A 20499-nucleotide genomic window follows, 5' to 3' on the forward strand; every position below is an offset into this window, starting at 1 on the left:
TTTTATATAGTAAAAATTTATATATGGTATTTTTTCTAATAATCAGTAATAAATTATCTTCCAAATTCATATTTTATAAAGAATAAAGGGGTGAATAATTTGAATAAAAAATCAACACTTATAATTTTATTAACTATACTTATACTATCAACCTTTACAGGTTGCAAGAATATAAAAAACCTTATAAATGGTGATAAGCCACAAATTGATTACTATACCAATGAATTAATTGAAAATATTTCCACTAATTCTCCAACAAAAATATCTGTATTTTATAGAGAGTTCTTTAAAGAGTTTGATTTTCCACCTACGGAAAGTGAGGATATTTTAAAGTTTATTGATTCATTAAAAGATAGTTATTTTATATCTAAACCTAATGATCTTCCAAACAGCTATAAGTATAAAGTATATGTAGAATACCCTGATGCCAAATATGCTTTAACTATATTCAATGAAAAATATATTTCTATATATAATTGGGATGGTAAATATGAAGTAGATTATCTTAACATTAGTGAAGTTCCATTATCTTATAACATATATGGTATTTGTAAATACTTCACTGAAGAATAGCACTTAACTCTCAATAAATATTGTAACAAAACAGCAAAATGTACCCTAAATATAAGACATTTAATTTGTCTAATCTTTAAGGTACATTGTAATCTATTATTTAATCTATATTTCTAATAAGAATGCCTCATAAGCTCTGCAAGTTTCATATATATCTGCTTTACTTGCGATTTCCCACGGTGCATGCATATTGTGTAGTGCAACACCTGAATCTATAACTTCCATTCCATATTCAGCAAGAATGTAAGCTATAGTACCACCGCCGCCTTGATCAACTTTTCCAAGCTCTGATGTTTGCCAATAAACATTATGTTTATCCATTATTCTTCTTAACTCTGCTATAAATTCTGGATTCGCATCATTACATCCACCTTTTCCTCTTGAACCAGTGTATTTATTGAAGCATACACCTTTTCCAAAGAATGCAGTGTTTTGCTTTTCACTTACTGATGGATAGTTCGGATCATAAGCCGCACTTACATCTGAGGAAAGCATTTTAGAATTTGCAAGAGCTCTTCTAACTTTAAGTTCACTGTAATCTCCAACTAAGTTTACAATCTCTGCTATAGTATTCTCAAAGAATCTTGATTGCATACCTGTTGCACCCTGACTACCTACTTCTTCTTTATCTACAAGTAGTGTTATGCAAGTTTTATCAGTACTCTTAATTCTCATCATAGCTTCGAATGAAGTATATGCACAAATTCTATCATCGTGTCCATAAGCCATAACCATAGAACTATCTAACCCATAACTTCTTGCTCTTCCTGCTGGAACAACTTCTAATTCTGCTGAAACAAAATCTTCTTCTATTATTCCATATTTTTCATTAAGTAGTCTTAGAATGTTAAGTTTAACTCTATTCTTTGCATCTTTATCTTCAACTGGCATAGAACCAACACAAACATTTAAACTTTCACCCTCAATTCCTTTAGCTAAAGTTTTTGCCATTTGATCTGCTGATAAGTGAATTAATAAGTCAGATATTCCAACAACAGGATCCTTGTCATCTTCTCCTATAACTATGTTAACAGGTGTTCCATCTTTTTTAATAACTACACCATGGATAGCTAATGGTATTGTAACCCATTGATACTTCTTAATTCCACCATAGTAATGAGTTTTCAACATTGCTAAATCAGAATCTTCATAAAGCGGATTTTGTTTTAAATCTATTCTTGGAGAATCTACGTGAGCTCCTAATATTTTAAATCCCTTTTCCAATGGTTCAGTTCCTATTAAAAATAAAGCAAGAGTTTTTCCCATACAGTTGGCATAAACCTTATCACCTGCTTGTAATTTTTTGCCTTCTGAAATATAAGTATTAATATCCTTATAACCTTCTATTTCTGCCAATCTTATTGTTTCGGTTACACATTCTCTTTCAGTTTTACATTTTGACATAAAGTCAATATATCTGTCTGATAATTCAAATGCATTCTTCACATCTTCTTGTGTATATTTGTCCCAAACTGATTCATATTTTTTCTCTAAGTTTTTTAAATCTTCCATCTAAAATCCCTCCCACTAAATCATATAATAAAAATTACTACTTTAATATTACCCTATAATAAATTTATTTACAATTCAAATTAGACTAAATTTAAATTGTATTTATAATTTTTAGACTTTAATTTTTTTTTATAATTGAATTTGAATTGCATTTACAATTATCTATAATAGTATGAGTTAATTGTAAAAAACTATACTTTGACAAGATAAATTTCACAATAAATTTATTATTTGTTTTCACCGTCCATAATTCGTTTTTCAATTGTTTCTACTGCTGTAGAATTAGATGTTGCTTTATATCTGTAATTTGCTGCTGCAGCCTCTATTATTACAGCAATATTACGCCCTGGTTTTAAAGGTAACATTATTTTTTCAACTTCTATTCCTAAAATCTCCATATACTCCTTATCTATACCAAGTCTCTCATACTTATGATCACCATCCCAATTAGCCAAGCTAATTACTAGGCTAATCTTTTTCTGAGAAACTATACAACTACTTCCATATACAGCAGACACATCAATAATTCCCATACCTCTAACTTCTAACATTCCTGTAGTTATATAAGGACAACTTCCAAATAAGTTTCCATCTATCTCCTTTATATCCACAGCATCATCTGCACCTAATCTATGCCCCCTTTTTATAAGTTCAAGAGCAGCTTCACTTTTTCCTATTCCGCTTTCCCCAATAATCAATATACCGATGCCATACACATCTACTAAAACGCCATGTAATCTTGTCTCCGGTGCAAGTCTCGATTCTAAAAAGTTACTAATTCTATTTATAAATTTAGTTGACTTAACATTACTCCTTAAAACACTAACATTTTTATCTCTTGCTGCTTGAAGAAATTCCTCATGCATTTCAAGTCCTCTTGTTATAATTATTGCCGGTACATGGAGAGAAAAATATTTTTTAATTCTACGAAGTCTCACCTCTGAGTCTAGATAATTCAAATAACTCCACTCAGTCTTACCAACGATTTGGACTCTTTTATTATCATAGTAATCATAGAATCCTGCAAATTGTAATCCAGGCCTATTTATATCACTACCTTCTATATTACATTCCAAATCCCCTTCAACAACTATCTCCAGATTAAAATTATTTGCTAAATCTAAAACTTTTACTCCCACCTCAATACCTCCAAATATTTTACTTTCCAATTAATTCTTAGGCTTAGAATCTGCCGGTTTATATCCACTTAATTGTGATCTGAAATTTTTCTTAACATTATTTATATACCTTTGCCTTAATTCTTTTTGTCTCTCTTTTTCCACTTCTGTAAGCCCTTGTTCTTGACTCTTTTTATATAGGGCATTTATTTCACAAGTGACATCCTCTATCTTCATTTCATCTACATTTTTATATGATAAACTCATTATTTTTCCTCCTTGACTAAACTAAAATACATTTTATACTATGTTATCTATCCAAAACATGCCTTTTGCATTTTACAATTATATACCAATAGTTCCAATTATCATAACAATTTTCAACGCGCTAAAACAGCCCAATATATTTAATATAATTAAATATATCATTAATCATATGTCGAATTTTATCTTTTCCATAATATTACAAATGGCTCAATTTCACAATTGTCGTTTCCATAATTTTCCTGAATGTGCTTTCATCCTATATTATCCATTTTTATCATATATTTTGTAAAATAATATGCGAATTTGACTATTAATAACAGTTAACTTTATCCATTTTCTCTGTTAAACTTAAGATATCAATTTTAAGGATGTGTTTTTATGTTATTAAAACTTCAAGTTCTAAACCAAAAAATTAAATCTTTTAAAATTCTATTACATTTACTTTTAAGATTTAGAAGACCAACAGATACCATTGTTGTAATTTGCTCTCAACATTTGGATGGATATATAGTTAAATATCAAAAACTTAATTCTAATAAAACTTCTAATTCCAAGAAAAAACTAGCTTAATATCTAATCATTATTTATCAGTACTTAAACATCACTATTCTCTTTAATTTCGCATATTTCCGTTATTTTAGTAATAAATTTTTTCAGCTCCATCTTACTTTATTTCTATTGACCAAATATTCCAATGGAGCCTGAAACGCATCAAAATATATTTAATACTATAAACTTTTTTCTATAACTCTAAAATTAAATCATCGATATCTATTGGTAACTCCTCTTTGTAGAAAGCGACTAAGAACTTCATGATATCACAACAATCTTCTGAAAGTTCAAAAGACAACATTTCATAGTCTAAATCATACTCTTCTGATATCTCATCTATTATATCGTTTATATTATCAATTGCCATATCGTTTAAATATGGCAAGAAATATTCTTCATACCACGTCTGACCTTCTTTTTCTTCTTCACATTCTTCATTTGCGCATTCTCTAGCACCTTCGACCTCAACATCATCAAATTCATAAGCGAATTTTACTATAAAGCACCCTTTATGTTTTTTTATCTCTTGAATGTCCTCAATGCCATTTTCCTCTAGAATTTCAATTATTTCTTCCTTATTCATTATTTCTTCCTCCTATTTATAAATTGTATTACTTAACTACACTATCCTAGATAAATTTATTATACTTTATATATTTACTACATTAATTATTATATTTTATTACTATACCTATCCCTTAAATATAGTTTACCTATTATTAATAAAAATAAAACACTAAGTCAAATTCACTATATATATTCTAATTAGGAGTGTGTACTTTAAAATTAAAGATAAAATTTATGATAGATTTCTTGAAAATAAAATATATAAACTTAATTGGAACATATACAATAATACAGATCTAAACACTAGTGCCTATACTAAGAATAAAGAAACAAAAAAACCTTGTAAAGGTTATGTTACTTCCACCTTTACAAAAGTTTTTTTCAAATTATTCTTCTACTAATTCGTACATTTCTTCAGCCTTATCCATGTAAACTATTCCATCTAAATGATCCATTTCATGACAGAATACCCTTGCCATAAAATTATCCACATTATATTTTATAAGTGTGCCTTCCTCATTTAAAGCCTCAACTACCATTTTTATTGGTCTTTCCACAATACCTTCATGCCCTACATAGCTAAGACACCCTTCGTAATCCTTATCAGTCTCCTTAGACATCTCTAAAACTTTTGGATTAATTAAGATTATTGGGTCAGTATTGTCAGGACTTACATCAATTAATACCACCCTTTTATTCACTGCTATTTGTGGAGATGCAAGACCAACACCATCAACGGTTGATAATGTATCCTTTAAATCTTTTATTAAATTCTTTATTTCCTCATTTATTTCTACTACAGTGTCACATATTTTATTTAAATGTTCATCACCATACTGAACAATTTCTCTAACTGCCATTTTATATTCTCCCTTCGACATTTCCTTATAAATATATTAAATCACACTTTCATCATTTTTTCATCCTACATATTATAAAATTCCGTAAAAACATATTATCAATTATAATTATATTTTACGGAATCATATATTTCAATTATTGTATTAATATTTCTACTTCATCTAAACAATTTGAATATTATTTTCTTTAAACCAATAATCAAGTTGTATAATATAAGCTAATATCTGTGGTGCCTTCATAAGTTGGCCATACCATGGTATTGTAATCGCATATGGATTATTTATTATGCCCTGAACATTTTCATGACTCAATATATTTGCAACTATTGAATTCTTATCTTTTAAAATTTCTTTAACTTTTTGACTAACTATCTTCATATATATAGGATTATGGGTCTTAGGGTATGGGCTCTTTTTCCTCCAAAGAACTTTATCTGGTAATACCCCAATCATAGATTCCCTTACAATCCCTTTTTCTCTTCCACCTAACGATTTAATATTCCACGGCATATTATAAGCATATTCCACAAGCCGATGATCGCAAAATGGTACTCTTACCTCAAGACCATTGTACATACTCATTCTATCTTTTCTATCTAAAAGAGTCTGCATAAACCAATTAATATTAAGCATAAACATTTCTCGCATTCTTGAGTCTAAAACACTATCTGTGGGAAGCTTATCAGTTCTATTTACCGTATCACTATATCTCTGAAATACATATTCATCTCCATTTTTTAGCACTCCATCTTTTAATATGCTATTTCTTATTTCCAAGCTACGAGACCACGGAAAAGAATCTTCAAATAGAATTTCACTATTATGATACCACGGATATCCTCCAAAAATTTCATCTGCACATTCCCCAGACACTGCAACGGTGAAATTTTTTTTAACCTCTTTACAAAATAATAATAAAGATGAATCAATATCTGCCATTCCAGGAAGATCACGAGCATCCGTAGCAGCTTCTAAAGCCTCAGCAAGATCATAATTTTGTAGTATTACTTGCTCATGATTCGATCTAATTTTATCTGTCATAATTTTTATATATTCCATATCACTATCTGGTTGGAATATACTTTTTGTAAAATATTTTTCATTATCATCATAATCTACAGAATATGTTGTAAGTTGTCCCTTACCCTCTTTTTTGTAATAATCAGCTGCAATATTTGAAATAATACTTGAATCTAGTCCTCCCGATAAAAAACAACAAAGCGGTACATCTGAAACAAGTTGGCCCTCTATAGCATCTTTAATTAAACTCCTAGTTTTTTCAACAGTTGTTTTCACATCATCTTCATGCTCTTTTGCTTTCAAACTCCAGTAAGTATTAATGTTAACTCCATTTTTATCAAACACCAAAAATTGTCCTGGCTTAACCTCCTTGACCCCTTTAATAATCCCTTCACCCATAGTTCTTCCAGGACCCAACATAAATATTTCCTTTAACCCATCATTGTCAATTATAGGTTTAACCATAGGATTCTTTAACAAAGTTTTAATTTGGGAACCAAAAACAATCCCATCCTGATAACAATAATAAAATAAAGGTTTTACACCCATTCTATCTCTAGCTAAAAATAACCTTTTATTTACTTCATCCCATACTGCAAAGGCATATATACCATTGAACTTTTCAACACAACTATCCCCAAAACAAACGTATGCAGCAAGTAATACTTCTGTATCCGAATGTCCCTTAAACTCATATCCAAGAGAAATAAGTTCTCTACGAAGCTCTGTAGTATTATAGAGTTCTCCGTTGTAAACTAACGTATAATTTTTATTATCTTTTTTATAACTCATTGGCTGCTTTCCATTTTCTGCATCGATAACAATTAATCTCCGATGAATTAAACAAGCATTTTCACTAGCATAAACCCCGCCAGCATCTGGCCCTCTCCTCACTAATGTTTTGGACATATTAGTTATAATTGATTCTTTACTTTTTATATTTTTTTCATAGTCTATCCATCCCGCTATACCACACATTATGCATATCCTCCATTTTTTTGTAAAGGTATCAGTCTTACTCCTATATTTTAACTTTATATCCCATTGATCTATGCTTTTAATACATTTATCAATAGATTTTTATGATTAAAGAATATCTAATAGGATACAAACTATTCACATAATTATTATATAGAATTCTTTAAATTAGTTTCTTATTATAAGAAACTATTATATAAGATTTTATTACCTAATGATAAATATTGTATAACAAACTGAGCTCGCTATTTCTCATCTTATATATCCTTTATAATATATAATTAGTATTATACTTGAAATGCAAATTCTCACTATATTGGGCCTAATGCTAACCCCATTAAAAATTCTGTAATCATGACTAATTGTGGCTATATGTATTAGTAATAGTCCTAAAATCAAAACATAATTCATACTTATGCCCTTATACATTTCTATAAATGGTCCTAAAATTATAAGTATACTTCCTAATCCCATAGATAGATTTGCCCATATCCTAGTTTCTCCACCACGAAGTCCCATGAATGCTGCAAAAAGCGATAACCCTCCATAAATTGCTACTAAACCTACCGTTATAAGCTTAAATATTAACATATTTCATCTCCTGAATTTTAGAATATTATCCATATCATATAGGATACCCCTATTAACTAATATTAATATGTGTGTAAAATTAAATACTAAAAATAATTTTTAAATTCATAGTAATTTCATAATTATGTCTATTTAAAATAATTTATGAAAACATATGTACGTTACATATATATTGATATATAATAAAATATATACTAAATACTTAAGATAAAGATTAAAAGGTGTACAATGACAAAACAAACACATTCAACTGGGGGATTTCTTGCTGCGCTTTTAGCTTTGTACCCCCAAATTATTAAACCTACAAATAATTATATTTTAGCCTATAAAATTTTATTAATAGGCATATACTTTTATGCTGCATATATAGGATCATCATTTCCTGATATAGATCTTAAAAGCTCTTATATAAGTAAACGATATCCATTTATTTCGAAACATTTTGGTAGAAAACTTAAACATAGAGGGTTCACTCATAGTTTACTATTTTTACTTTTTCTCTATCTCTCAAGCTTATTCTTAATTTTCATAAGCCAATGGAATGTTGTTATTATAACTTTGTGTTATGGATTTTTATTTGGATATGCTTCACATCTTGCTTTAGATCTTCTTACATGCCAAGGAATAGAATTATTTTTTCCGATTAAATTAAATATACATATACTTAACTTTAAAACTAAATCAACAGGTGAGTCTGTATTTAACAAGCTTTTGAAAGTCATTATATTATTTTTAATTATCCTTGTATTGTATAAATATATCTTAGTTCTTAATATCAATATATTTTAGTCATTCAATAAAAATAAGGAACCGTGCAAAACAAATAATTTTGCATAGTTCCTTATTATTTACCTATACTTTATATATATTATACTGCTGTTATAATGAAATTTATCAAGAATAACACTGATACAATATACATAATCGGATGAACGTCCTTTGCTTTCCCCTTGCAAACTTTAGTTATACAGTAGAATATAAACCCTATTGAAATACCTGTTGTTATACTATAAGCAAAAGGCATAAATATTGCAATGAAAAATGCAGGCATAGCTTCTGAGAAATCTTCCCAATTTATTTTTCCAAAAGATTCCATCATTAATATTCCAACAACTATTAAAGCTGGAGCCGTCGCAGCACCTGGAACAATTCCCATTAGTGGGGCAAAGAAAATTGATACTAAAAATAAAACACCTACTGTAACAGATGTTAATCCTGTTCTACCACCAGCACCGATACCTGCAGCACTCTCTACGTAAGTAGTAGTATTACTTGTACCTAATAATGCACCTATTGATGTAGCTGTTGCATCTGCAAATAACGCTCTTTCTAATTTTGATGATTTACTATTGGCTTGTTCAAATAATTTTTCATCATTTTCATCAAATATACCAGATTTTCTACCAGTTCCTAGGAATGTTCCTATAGTATCAAAGGTATCTGATAATGAAAATGCAAATATAGTAGTAATTACAAAGAAAATCTTTGATGGATCTTCAAATAACCCTACAAAATCTAATTTGAAGAATGTTGGTTCTAAACTAGGTATAGCAAAACTCATAGTTGAAAAATCCGGAACCTGTGTAACTCCTGTAAATATACCTATAACAGTAGTTCCTAAAATCCCTATAAGAATAGCACCTTTAACTTTTAATAACATTAGAATAATTGTTATTGTTAATCCTATTAAAGCAAGTTGTGCTATAGGATCTTTAAAGCTTGTTAATGCAGGAATAACATCAAAATATTTAACCGTCTCTCCTGCAGCAAAAACTTTATTAGCAAGCTCCCCTGTAAAGTTTAAAAAATGAGCTTGTTTAATTCCAATGTAGGCAATAAAAAGTCCAATACCTCCTGAAATTGCATATTGTAGTGATACTGGTATAGCCTTAATTATCATTTTTCTAATTTTAGTTACTGTAATTAATATGTTTATTAATCCACATATAAATACCATAGCAAGTGCTTGCTGCCATGTGAATCCTAATCCTAATACTACAGTAAAGGTGAAAAATGCATTCAATCCCATCCCTGGTGCCTGTGCAAAAGGTACATTTGCAACAAATCCCATAATAAAGGTACCAATTGCCGCTGCCAATATTGTTGCCATAAATACGGCCTCTTTGTTCATTCCTGCAATAGCTAATATTTGTGGATTTACAAATAAAATGTAAGCCATTGTTAAAAATGTAGTTAATCCAGCCATTAACTCAGTTTTCACATTAGTTCCGTTCTCTTTTAACTTGAAAAATTTTTCCATAATAAATACCGCCCCCCCTATTAAATATGTATATTTTTTCTTCGCTTAAATAATGCTAATGATTTAAATTTTTATGTAGTAATTCAACTTTTCTGTATATTTCCATATAGAAAATTCCAATTACATTTTTAACATTATTTGCACATTTAATATTCTACACAAATATTTTAAATCCTTCATAAAAATTGATAAATAACATAATAATAACAAAAATGTAACCTAAACTTAACTTAATGGAATTAATTTAGTTGGATAAATTAATTCCATTAAGGAAATTACTAATAATCAAGTGACATTATAATAATATATATATGATCTAATTAAATTTACACATTCCACTTTTTTAAAATTACTTAAAGATTTTATCTTTAAGTCTTAATTATAATTTATATACTTCAAAATTATATTTTATATTTTTCATATCAGAATTTTCAATTAAAATTATTTTATTCAGTGAAAGGACAGAGTCTAATGGCCTTAGAAGATTTTATCATAAGAATAATTACAGCATTCATCTTAGGGATGACTATTGGTTTTGAAAGACAATATAGACAGCGTATGGCAGGAATTCGAACAAATGTATTAGTGTGTGTTGGTGCTTGTGTGTTTGTTATGTTTGCTTCTCTGGAAGGAATTCCCGATAAAAGTCGTATAGCTGGTCAAATCGTAACAGGTGTCGGATTTTTAGGTGGAGGGGTTATACTAAGGGAAGGATTTAATGTAAGAGGTTTAAATACAGCAGCAACCCTTTGGTGTACTGCCGCTGTCGGAGTTCTTACTAGTTCTGGATATATAACAGAAGCAATTATAAGTGCTTTAACTATAGTAATATCCAATGTAGCATTAAGACCAATTGCTAGAAGGATGTATAATATTAAATCTTCTGAGTCAGACGATGAATTTGAATATGAAATTAACATAAGATGTGCAGAGGATCAGGAATTTCAAATAAGAAGCTTACTTATGAATTTAACTGCTAACGAAAATATGTTATTAAAGAACTTAGAAACTAAGGATATGGACATTCCTGAAAAGGTACGTGTAAAAGCTAATATTGTTGTAGTCGACAAAAATGATTTATCTATTGAGCATCTAGTAAATAAAATCACTGCCGAACCTGGTGTCATCGCTGGTGGTTGGAAAATAAATGAGTAGTATTCATCTGCAAATCAGTTTAACAATCAATGTATTTGATTTATTGTATGCTTATTGATTTAATAAGTGATATAATGAATTAAATAACAATTGTAATAAATCATATAATAAACATATTGGGGGGAAAACTGTGAAAATTATTAAGAAAAATGGTATCCAGGTAGATTTTCAATCTTCAAAAGTTAAAACATCCATTGAAAATGCATCTAATGACACTGGTATTCATCTTAACTCTAAGGAAATTGAGTTGATTGTTTCTGATGTTGAAAATATTCTCAAATTTTTGTCCAGAGATCTTACTAGTAGTTATGAAGTAAGAAGCATAGTAATTGATGCACTTATCAAATATGGTTATAAAGACATAGCTAAATCTTATATGTTAAACATTTTCTAGTGTAACTAGGACTCAAGTGTGTTTAAATATACATAAAAATAATAATTCACCTTTAAAAGCATTACTTCAGTTGTAATCCTTTGAAGGTGAATTATTTTAACCATAAATAAATTTTCTAGGTTCTCACTTTATCTTATATATTAGGTCAACTACTTTAAATGACTTTTTCAAGCCTTTTAACTAAAAATGCAGATAAAATGATTTTAAATACATCCCCTATTACGAATGGAACTACACACATAAGTAAAGCTTCAACTAAACCATTTTTAGTCAAATACATAAACCATGCTGTCCCAAGAACATAACAACCTAAAATACCTATCCCCATAGCTATCATATATGTATATATACCTTTACCAAGTTTATTAATTATAACTCCTATTAATATAGTTGCTACAATATAACCTATTATGTAACCACCCGTTGGTCCAACAACAACCCCAAGTCCACCAGTAAAGTTTGCAAATACAGGAACTCCAATTGCCCCAATTATTACATATACTATTTGACTCATCGCACCAAGCTTTGCACCTAATAGTCCAGCTCCAAGACACACTGCTATTGTTGCAAGATTTATTGGCACCGGTGTAAATGGTAACGGTATTGATATTTGAGAAAGTATTGCCGTTAAAGCTGCAAATAATGCACAAAATATAATCTCTTTAGTTTTTATTTTCAATGTTTGCCCCCCCTATGTGTAATAACACTTCATTCTTATCTATTCCATAATATTATATTAATTAACCTTGACATTGTCAACCCTTAGTTTTAAATAGGTTTACAGCATCTATAAATTTAACATTATTATCTTCAAATAAAAAGAAAATCCGCTAACCAGCATATCTAACTTGGTAACGGATATTTTTTTATTTATTTTGCCACAAAATTTAGGGTATTTACATATAATTATATTCACTTTTATTACAGAATTAAACTCACTCCTGAAATTAACAATAATACATAGGATAGCTTCAAAAATGTCTCTTGGCTCATTTTTTCAGCTAATCTATTACCTATAATAACTCCAATAATTAATGCTGGTATTGTTATTAATACGATTCCAAGTATATCGTAAGTAATAATTCCTCCTATTGATTGCCTAATTAATATATATGTATTTAGCACAATCCACACTGGAGATAACGTGGCTCTAAAACTTTCCTTATCTTTTATTCTTTTAACCGCATAAATTATTAATAGCGGCCCTCCAGATATAAACATTCCATGGATTACTCCCGCCCCCAAAATAATACCTATTAAAATTGTCTCATTTAAATCATGTTCTTTTTTTATAAACATTCCTTTTAATGCTATAACAATAATGAAAACAGCATAAATAGTTAATAGTGTATCCACGGGAAAAATATTATATATATATTCTCCAATAAAAACACCCATCAACATAATAAATGTAATTTTTAAAAACTCTTTCCATATAATATGTTTATAGGATTTCAATACAATTATAAGGCAAGCTACTATAGTAAGAATATTTAACACCGGCTTTGCAATCTCTATACCTAACAACATAATCGAAAAAGGCATAGCGAGCACCGTTCCTGCAAAACCAGTTATACCTTGTATAATATTGGTTAAAAGAACAATAATAAAAAATAACACATAAATCACAAAAACACTCCCTTTTTAGTTTTCCTTGATATTATGTCACTAATTCTAACAACTTATTACCTTATCTCTTAATCAATATTAATTCTATATAGTCCTTTTTATAACTAAAAAAGAGGTTACATAAACCTCTTTACCTACGCTAGCTATATCAATATATAAACTTCCATATCCTCATTTCAATTAAACTTATTTCACATTTCTCTTAAATATAAATAGTATTTTTTAGTTAAATAATTTAATTCTTCATTATTTGATTCTAACCATAATTTAAGACTTTTCCCTTGTAATGATGCTATTTCATGCTGATTCCTTGATATTTCACCAACCTCTAAAGCTTCGTCTAATTCACTCTCATCTAAAACTATGACTTGTCCATTAGTTAATACAACTAGGTCTAAGAATAAATCATCATAAAATGGCATTCCCTCATCTGTAAGTTGATATTTTTCAGATATATCAAAATACCACTGGATTATTTCTCCCTTTTCATTAAGCATCACAGTTACTACAAAATTCTTATTATCTGGAAAATACTGAATCCAAGAGTAATTTTCTGCTGCAATGCAATAGTTTTCTCCTAAAGTCTGAATAACTAATGGTTCTCTCACCGACTTAATATATAGAATAGATATATATCCTTTTAACTCTTCATTGCTAATGTATTCTACTTTAAACTCTCGCTCTAAAACTCTGCTCCAATCTGGTTTATCCGCATACCTTCGCTTCATCCTTGTTCACTCCTAGCAAATTTATTAAACTCACATAATTAAAATTAAATTTCTTCTATATTGCTAATGTATTCTAGATATACTAGCAATGTTACCCATCTAATCATATGGATTTTCATCTATATTTCAGTAATCTCTTATTATTAATAGTTCTTTTATCGCTTTAATTACAAGCTCCAGTCTAGTATAATGAATGTAATAATCACTATTTTCAATTAAAATATTCTACTTTTCTCACCTGATTATTTATTCCACTATTAATAACACCCCATATTTACTTAAAATTATTGATACATTGAATTATATCTATTTCACCCTGAAAATGTATTGTTTTAAATCCTAGTCTTTTAGCTGCTTCAACATTTAACTTTGTATCATCTATAAATATAGACTCCTTAGGGATAATCTTATATCTTTCCACCAGTCTTTCATAAATCTCTTTTTCTGGTTTTAGTAATTTCTCTTCATAGGACACAACTCCTCCATGGAATAATTTAAAGAACCCATGGGTTTTATTTATCTCCTTAAAAGCCATATCATGAAAGTTTGATAAATAATAAAGCTTGTACCCTTTATTATTTAATTCTTCTAATCCATTTACTGTTTCTTCTATAGGTTTAAGTAATTCATACCAATTATCCATTGCTATGTTTATGAGTTCAGCATCCTCCTTATGTCTACTGCATAACCTGTCTACTGCTTCTATCTCTGTTATTATTCCCCTATCAAGCATTAACCACTCTTCACTTAAGAATATTTCTTCATAGATCTCTTGTACTTTTCCCTCATTATCGATTTTTCTCCTTAAGTATTCCATAGGATTAAAACTTAATAATACATTACCTATATCAAAAATTACATTTTTAATCATGTTGCTCTCCTACCTAATCTTTCTTTAATTTATATACTTTCATTGGATAACTATAACATTTTATGAAATATATTTACATATAATCATTATTATTTTGAAATTAGTATCTATATGATGATATACTAATTTTATTACACTAACATCCTGAAATAAAAAAAATATTGTAATAATAAATATAACTTGAAAATTTATCAAAGAATTTAAAGAATAAATTATTAATTTTATTTATTAAAAGGTGGCTAATTATGAGTACTTTAGAAAAGGCTATATCAATAGCGGTGAAATATCACAGAAATCAAATAGACAGTGAAGGCACCCCTAAAATATTTCATTCCCTTTCTGTCATGTTTAACATGAATACTGTGGAAGAAATGATTGTTGCTATACTTCATGATGTGGTTGAAGATACTGAATATTCTTTGCATAGACTGAAAAAAGAAGAATTTTCTAATGAAATCCTAGCTTCTGTAGATGCCATAACCCATAGAAAAAAAGAACATTATAACTTATATCTAGATAGAATTAAATTGAATCCTCTCGCCTTAAGAGTTAAACTTTCTGATTTAACCAACAATATGGATGTTAAAAGAATGAATAATATTTCTGATAAACAAATGATTACATATATCAAAAAATATAACACTGCATGGAGGAACCTAAATACTTCAAATTATAATACTATAATGAATGAATGCAAATTGGAGCTCAAAACTAGATTTAATTTCAATTCAATTAGTACCTATTTTTATAAATATATGAAAAGGATGGTTAAAATGAATACTTTAGAAAAAGCAATCTCTATAGCTGTTAAAGCCCATAAAAACCAAAAGGATAAGTCTGGTCAACCATATATTCTTCATCCATTGCATGTAATGATGAAAATGAAAACCGAAGAAGAAAAAATTGTTGGTGTTTTACATGATGTAGTTGAGGATACATCCTACACATTAGAAACCCTTGAAAATCATGGATTTTCTTGTGAAGTAATAGAAGCCATTGACTGCCTAACTAAAAGAAATAATGAGGATTACTCTAATTATATTGATAGAATAGCCTCAAACCCTATTGCAACCAATGTTAAAATTCAGGATTTAGAACATAACATGGACTTAAAACGACTTAAGGATATAAAAGAGGAAGATATACTTAGAATCGTAAATAAGTATAAACCAGCATGGGACAAACTTAAACTAATAGTCACTTAAGTATAAACCTGAATTATTCACCAAATTTATTTTCAAAGGATTTATTAAAGATATTTCATTGGAAGATCAGTTGGTGTATTTTTTACATTTTTAAGTTATTTGACCACAGAAATAGAAGAAGAATCTTTTGGCAACTTTTATTTTTCTATTTCAAATAATTCAATCTCCTTAAAATAAAACATGTATAATCTCTAAATAGTTAAATTTATACCCAATCCATTCACTAATATTAATAGCATGTTTGTTTTCAGGATGATGGCATACAAACACTTTCTCGAAATCAACATTTTCTAATAGTCTTTTATACATAGATGCATAAAGCCATTTTCCTAGCCCTCTCCCCCTATAGGATTTTTTAACTCCAATCAGACGACTTAATACAATTTAATATTCCACATATTAAAGAATCATTCTGAAGTGTAAACAACTCTTTATCGGCCCCAGTAAATGTTGATAAATACAAATCTTTATATTTATCAATGTCCTTAAACTGATTTAAAAAACTATATTTTTCAACTATACTATTATTAATTAGTTGTAAATTTCTAATTTCAGTTTCTGTTAAATTACTAATATCAATTTTATTAATTCTGTACATTAGCTTCCCCACCCCATATCATCATATTTTACTTAATTCATATTCTTTTCACCATAATTATATAAAGTTAACATAAAATAATTTTTACATTGTTTTACATTTATACCAAAAGTGTTATCTTATATGTTCGAAAGCTATCTTCATAGAAACACATTACCTAACAAGCTCCTAGCTTTGTCCGTATTTATTGAGTTGTCCAATAATATATTTGCCCTCTCTGCTTCCTCATCACTAATTATATTACCTTTTACTATATTATCATCTAGCCCTAGTTGTTTTGATATCCTTCTGTAATAGCTATGATAACTTTCTTTATTCTGTGGCCCTAAATGTATTATTCCTTTATAATTCATCTTAATAAGTTCTATAATGCCACTAGCTAACTCTTCTACCTTTACAAAGGTATTATATAAATTCTTCGTTCTTATAACTTCTTTATGGTTTTCTATTTCACTAATAAACTTTTCTATTCGCTTATCCCATCTACCGTAAATATCTTTTCCATAAATAGCTCCTGGTCTAACAATTATATAATTATTCATATCCTTAACTATTTCTTCTCCATATATTTTACCCATAGCATAAAGGGCTAAATTATCATTTTCCTTTCTAATTTGTGGCTTATCTGTTTCTTTATAATTCCCTTTCCCACTGCTAAATACTGCATTTGAAGAAATAAAAACTAACTTTGCATTTTTAGAAATAGTTCTTAAAATATTATTAAGACCTGATTTCACCATAACCTCTTCATTATATGTACTCATAAGACTCCATATAATTACATCTGGATTAAATGCTTTCATCACACCTTGAACTTCATCCTGATTTGTAACATCAACCCTTGCTAATTCCTCATTATTACTACTATTATTAAAAGTTCCTAGCACTTGAAACTTCCCATCTCCCTTGAGTTTTTTGTATAAATGACCTCCTAAAAATCCACTAGCACCTAATACTAAAACTTTCATCACATCACCCCTATTTTTAATAAGTTCTTATACTACCTCTCTGTATCACCCTCAAGATAAGAAGACTTTCCACATATATGATCAATAGAAATCTTAACCACATTAGTTTTATCTACCCTATTACTAATACAAGCATCTCCACTTTTCATGAAATCTGGAGCATATTTATATACTATTTCCTTTAAGACTTCTATCTTCTCATCTCTATCTTCATCCTTTAACTCAGTTGCTTTTCCAAATACAATTACGCTATCATACCTAGTATCTAGTTTTTCAGCTATTATCTTTGCATTCTCAACAACCGTAAAGCTAACCTTATCATGATAATTGATGTTATCAATTTTATGTCCATCATTTAATCTACAATGAAAATATATAGCATTGTTTAAAAATACATAGTTTACTGGCACCCCATAGCAATACCCATCCGCTCCCACTGTTGATACTATTCCATATTCACCCTTACTTAAAACTTCATTCTGATGTTCTTCTTCCATTTTGTACTTCGCCATTCTTAATTCTTTAAACATATATTTTCCCTCCATACTTCTTTCTCTGTTCTATATTTGTGTGACTATAATAATTTTTTCATCTATATTTATACTCATATATCTACAATAAGCTAACATTTTTTCTTGATTCTATTTCACTATCTAAGTGTAAATCCGACCTACTTTATTAAATAAATGTGGCTGAATTAATGGATAAGTTAAATTTTCAGGCTGACTATCAAATAACTGTATTTCACATATTTCTGATTCAGGAAGTTGTCCTAACTTTTCAACCTCTGCATAGTATAAAGCACCAAAGGATTCATTATAACTAAATGTATCATCCTCATCCATAAAAACAGAATAAATACATATACATTTTAGCTTAAACTTAATAGCACCAGTTTCTTCATATAGTTCCCTTGATGCTGTATCCTTAATAGCTTCATTTTTTTCTCTATGTCCACCTGGTATCTCCCAAGTATCTCTTTCTTTATGTCTAACAAATATCCATTGGTCTTTATATCTCGCCATTACTACAGCAAATTTTAGCTTACTATCTTCCACATCCTTAAAGTTATAAAAATTGATTTTCATTGATACCCACTCACTTCCCCACTATTCTTTAAACTTACTATTTTTCTAAAAGCTCTTATTTATAATGTTCATTCCACTATATTCTATTGTATTTTTCAAGGTCTCCAAACCCCTTGTTTTCACCTCAAAATAAGTATTTAAATCAATCAATACCTATTTTACTCTATTATACATTAAGCATATGCCTATTTACCAATAATACTATAATTGTAATTTTTTTATATATTTGCTATCCTAATAATGAAGGAGTGATTTAATATTGAAAGACATTTTTGTTTCAAGTATAAGAGATGAGTCAGATAAAGTGTTTGAACTTGCAAAAGAATTTAATTTAGGAATTGAAATCCAAGGTTTTATGCAACCTTATATGATTACTAATATGTTAGAAACAATCAATAATACAAAAATAAAATTAACCGATATTAAAAAATGTTCATTACATGGTCCATTTATTGATTTATTTCCAGGAAGTAAAGATCCAGAAATCATTAAAGTAGTAAAAAAAAGATTTTCACAGGCATATAATACTACTAAAATTCTAAACGCTAAACATTTGATACTTCATGCTGGATACGTACCTAAATCATATTTTCCAGATCAATGGCTAAAAACATCTATAGATTTTTGGATTGATTTTTCATCACAATTGGATGATGATATTGAAATCCATATTGAAAATGTTTGTGAGGATGATTATTTATTGCTTAGCAAATTAATAGAGGCTGTAGATAATCCACGCTTTACAGCATGTCTAGATATAGGTCATGTCAATGTAAATTCTTCAAAATCATTAGAGACTTGGATTAAAGGTTTAAACAATAAAATAGGATATGTACATCTTCATAATAATGATGGAGCATCCGATGGTCACTATGGCTTATGTAGAGGAAACATTAATATATATAATACATTAGAACTACTTCAAATATATGCACCTGATGCTAAATGGTCACTTGAAACCAAGCTTGATGAAACAGAAGAATCTATTTTATATTTGAAGGAACATAGCTTTATTTAAATATTTTCCAAACAAACTTCAAACCACCTATAGTAATATGGTGTTTAAATAATTACGAAAGAAGGTAATTTAATGAATAAAGTCACTTTAACCGAAGATATAATTTTGCAATCAGAGTTACCAAATGGTATCTCTATCAGACAATTTCTTGAAACAGATTTTCCTTCCATTCAATTATTATATGAAAGAGAAGGATGGATGACTTTCATTAAAAGAGAAAAAGCTGCATTAAATGCATGGAAAAATTCCTCTATTGCCCTTGTTGTTGTTGTTGAAAATATGATAATTGGATTACTTCGTGGATTAACAGATGGCGAAGTCACCACTTATATAGCAGAAATCATAATTGATTCTAATTATAGAGGAAATGGTCTAGGAAAAGCATTGATTGATGTATGTCATAATTTATACCCTAACACACGGTTAGATTTACTTTCAACGGAAGGAGCCGATGAGTTTTATAAAAAAGAATATTTCAAAACTCATATAGGCTTAAAATGGTACCTATAGACCGGACACATATAAAAAAAGTGTCTAGTTTATAGGT

General features: G+C 28.7%; 24 protein-coding genes. 6 read left to right on the forward strand and 18 right to left on the reverse strand.

Annotation, left to right across the window (positions count from 1 at the left end; all coding sequences use genetic code 11):
- Positions 1 to 99 precede the first annotated feature (99 nt).
- Positions 100 to 573, forward strand: a complete 474-nt coding sequence (locus RSA29_RS14050) for a DUF4883 family protein (protein ID WP_346943380.1) — start codon at positions 100 to 102, stop codon at positions 571 to 573.
- A 105-nt stretch (positions 574 to 678) separates the two neighbouring features.
- Here RSA29_RS14050 and RSA29_RS14055 read toward each other — a convergent pair whose 3' ends face one another.
- From RSA29_RS14055 to RSA29_RS14095, 9 genes are all read right to left on the reverse strand, one after another.
- Complete coding sequence (locus tag RSA29_RS14055) at positions 679 to 2085, reverse strand: aminopeptidase (protein WP_346931664.1); 1407 nt, start codon at positions 2083 to 2085, stop codon at positions 679 to 681.
- A gap of 227 nt (positions 2086 to 2312) precedes the next feature.
- On the reverse strand, positions 2313 to 3224 hold the full coding sequence (gene hprK, locus RSA29_RS14060) for an HPr(Ser) kinase/phosphatase (protein WP_346943381.1): 912 nt from the start codon (positions 3222 to 3224) through the stop codon (positions 2313 to 2315).
- Positions 3225 to 3254: 30 nt separating this feature from the next.
- Entirely contained in the window at positions 3255 to 3470 is a 216-nt protein-coding gene (locus tag RSA29_RS14065) for a DUF896 domain-containing protein (protein WP_346931666.1), read from the reverse strand.
- A 742-nt stretch (positions 3471 to 4212) separates the two neighbouring features.
- Positions 4213 to 4605 (reverse strand): hypothetical protein, encoded by a 393-nt coding sequence (locus RSA29_RS14070; protein ID WP_346931668.1) that lies wholly within the window; start codon positions 4603 to 4605, stop codon positions 4213 to 4215.
- 370 nt (positions 4606 to 4975) lie between these two features.
- A complete protein-coding gene (def, locus tag RSA29_RS14075; protein ID WP_346931669.1) occupies positions 4976 to 5449 on the reverse strand; it encodes a peptide deformylase in 474 nt (157 codons plus the stop codon).
- A 162-nt stretch (positions 5450 to 5611) separates the two neighbouring features.
- Positions 5612 to 7447: an asparagine synthase (glutamine-hydrolyzing) gene (asnB, locus tag RSA29_RS14080; protein ID WP_346943382.1), complete on the reverse strand. Its 1836-nt coding sequence runs from the start codon at positions 7445 to 7447 to the stop codon at positions 5612 to 5614.
- A 252-nt stretch (positions 7448 to 7699) separates the two neighbouring features.
- Complete coding sequence (locus tag RSA29_RS14085) at positions 7700 to 8038, reverse strand: hypothetical protein (RefSeq protein ID WP_346943383.1); 339 nt, start codon at positions 8036 to 8038, stop codon at positions 7700 to 7702.
- A gap of 563 nt (positions 8039 to 8601) precedes the next feature.
- Positions 8602 to 8760, reverse strand: coding sequence for a hypothetical protein (locus RSA29_RS14090; protein WP_346944443.1), 159 nt, complete (start codon positions 8758 to 8760; stop codon positions 8602 to 8604).
- A 146-nt stretch (positions 8761 to 8906) separates the two neighbouring features.
- On the reverse strand, positions 8907 to 10298 hold the full coding sequence (locus RSA29_RS14095) for an NCS2 family permease (RefSeq protein WP_346943385.1): 1392 nt from the start codon (positions 10296 to 10298) through the stop codon (positions 8907 to 8909).
- Positions 10299 to 10769: 471 nt separating this feature from the next.
- Between RSA29_RS14095 and RSA29_RS14100 the strand changes: the two genes are divergently transcribed.
- Both RSA29_RS14100 and RSA29_RS14105 read left to right on the forward strand, forming a co-directional pair.
- Entirely contained in the window at positions 10770 to 11453 is a 684-nt protein-coding gene (locus tag RSA29_RS14100) for an MgtC/SapB family protein (protein ID WP_346943386.1), read from the forward strand.
- 130 nt (positions 11454 to 11583) lie between these two features.
- Entirely contained in the window at positions 11584 to 11847 is a 264-nt protein-coding gene (locus tag RSA29_RS14105; protein ID WP_346943387.1) for an ATP cone domain-containing protein, read from the forward strand.
- A gap of 154 nt (positions 11848 to 12001) precedes the next feature.
- On the opposite strand, the gene RSA29_RS14110 is transcribed toward RSA29_RS14105, so the two are convergent.
- The 4 genes from RSA29_RS14110 to RSA29_RS14125 form a co-directional block, all read right to left on the reverse strand.
- Positions 12002 to 12526 (reverse strand): biotin transporter BioY, encoded by a 525-nt coding sequence (locus RSA29_RS14110; protein ID WP_346943388.1) that lies wholly within the window; start codon positions 12524 to 12526, stop codon positions 12002 to 12004.
- A gap of 242 nt (positions 12527 to 12768) precedes the next feature.
- The gene (locus RSA29_RS14115) at positions 12769 to 13467 is read right to left on the reverse strand and encodes a sulfite exporter TauE/SafE family protein (RefSeq protein WP_346944444.1); all 699 of its coding nucleotides are present in this window, start codon (positions 13465 to 13467) and stop codon (positions 12769 to 12771) included.
- A gap of 200 nt (positions 13468 to 13667) precedes the next feature.
- On the reverse strand, positions 13668 to 14204 hold the full coding sequence (locus RSA29_RS14120; protein ID WP_346943390.1) for a DUF402 domain-containing protein: 537 nt from the start codon (positions 14202 to 14204) through the stop codon (positions 13668 to 13670).
- A 274-nt stretch (positions 14205 to 14478) separates the two neighbouring features.
- Entirely contained in the window at positions 14479 to 15075 is a 597-nt protein-coding gene (locus RSA29_RS14125) for an HAD family phosphatase (RefSeq protein ID WP_346943391.1), read from the reverse strand.
- 245 nt (positions 15076 to 15320) lie between these two features.
- Between RSA29_RS14125 and RSA29_RS14130 the strand changes: the two genes are divergently transcribed.
- Positions 15321 to 16280: a hypothetical protein gene (locus RSA29_RS14130; protein ID WP_346943392.1), complete on the forward strand. Its 960-nt coding sequence runs from the start codon at positions 15321 to 15323 to the stop codon at positions 16278 to 16280.
- 168 nt (positions 16281 to 16448) lie between these two features.
- On the opposite strand, the gene RSA29_RS14135 is transcribed toward RSA29_RS14130, so the two are convergent.
- From RSA29_RS14135 to RSA29_RS14155, 5 genes are all read right to left on the reverse strand, one after another.
- On the reverse strand, positions 16449 to 16589 hold the full coding sequence (locus tag RSA29_RS14135) for a hypothetical protein (RefSeq protein ID WP_346943393.1): 141 nt from the start codon (positions 16587 to 16589) through the stop codon (positions 16449 to 16451).
- A gap of 46 nt (positions 16590 to 16635) precedes the next feature.
- Positions 16636 to 16878, reverse strand: coding sequence for a hypothetical protein (locus tag RSA29_RS14140; RefSeq protein WP_346943394.1), 243 nt, complete (start codon positions 16876 to 16878; stop codon positions 16636 to 16638).
- A 140-nt stretch (positions 16879 to 17018) separates the two neighbouring features.
- Entirely contained in the window at positions 17019 to 17846 is an 828-nt protein-coding gene (locus tag RSA29_RS14145) for an NAD-dependent epimerase/dehydratase family protein (RefSeq protein WP_346943395.1), read from the reverse strand.
- 32 nt (positions 17847 to 17878) lie between these two features.
- Positions 17879 to 18376, reverse strand: coding sequence for a pyridoxamine 5'-phosphate oxidase family protein (locus tag RSA29_RS14150; protein ID WP_346943396.1), 498 nt, complete (start codon positions 18374 to 18376; stop codon positions 17879 to 17881).
- A gap of 123 nt (positions 18377 to 18499) precedes the next feature.
- The gene (locus RSA29_RS14155) at positions 18500 to 18934 is read right to left on the reverse strand and encodes an NUDIX domain-containing protein (RefSeq protein ID WP_346943397.1); all 435 of its coding nucleotides are present in this window, start codon (positions 18932 to 18934) and stop codon (positions 18500 to 18502) included.
- Positions 18935 to 19193: 259 nt separating this feature from the next.
- On the opposite strand from RSA29_RS14155, the gene RSA29_RS14160 reads away from it, so the two are divergent.
- Positions 19194 to 19952: a TIM barrel protein gene (locus RSA29_RS14160; protein ID WP_346943398.1), complete on the forward strand. Its 759-nt coding sequence runs from the start codon at positions 19194 to 19196 to the stop codon at positions 19950 to 19952.
- A 72-nt stretch (positions 19953 to 20024) separates the two neighbouring features.
- The gene (locus RSA29_RS14165) at positions 20025 to 20462 is read left to right on the forward strand and encodes a GNAT family N-acetyltransferase (protein WP_346943399.1); all 438 of its coding nucleotides are present in this window, start codon (positions 20025 to 20027) and stop codon (positions 20460 to 20462) included.
- Positions 20463 to 20499 lie beyond the last annotated feature (37 nt).

It is taken from the genome of Clostridium sp. (assembly GCF_036660475.1).
Lineage (GTDB): Bacteria > Bacillota > Clostridia > Clostridiales > Clostridiaceae > Clostridium_J.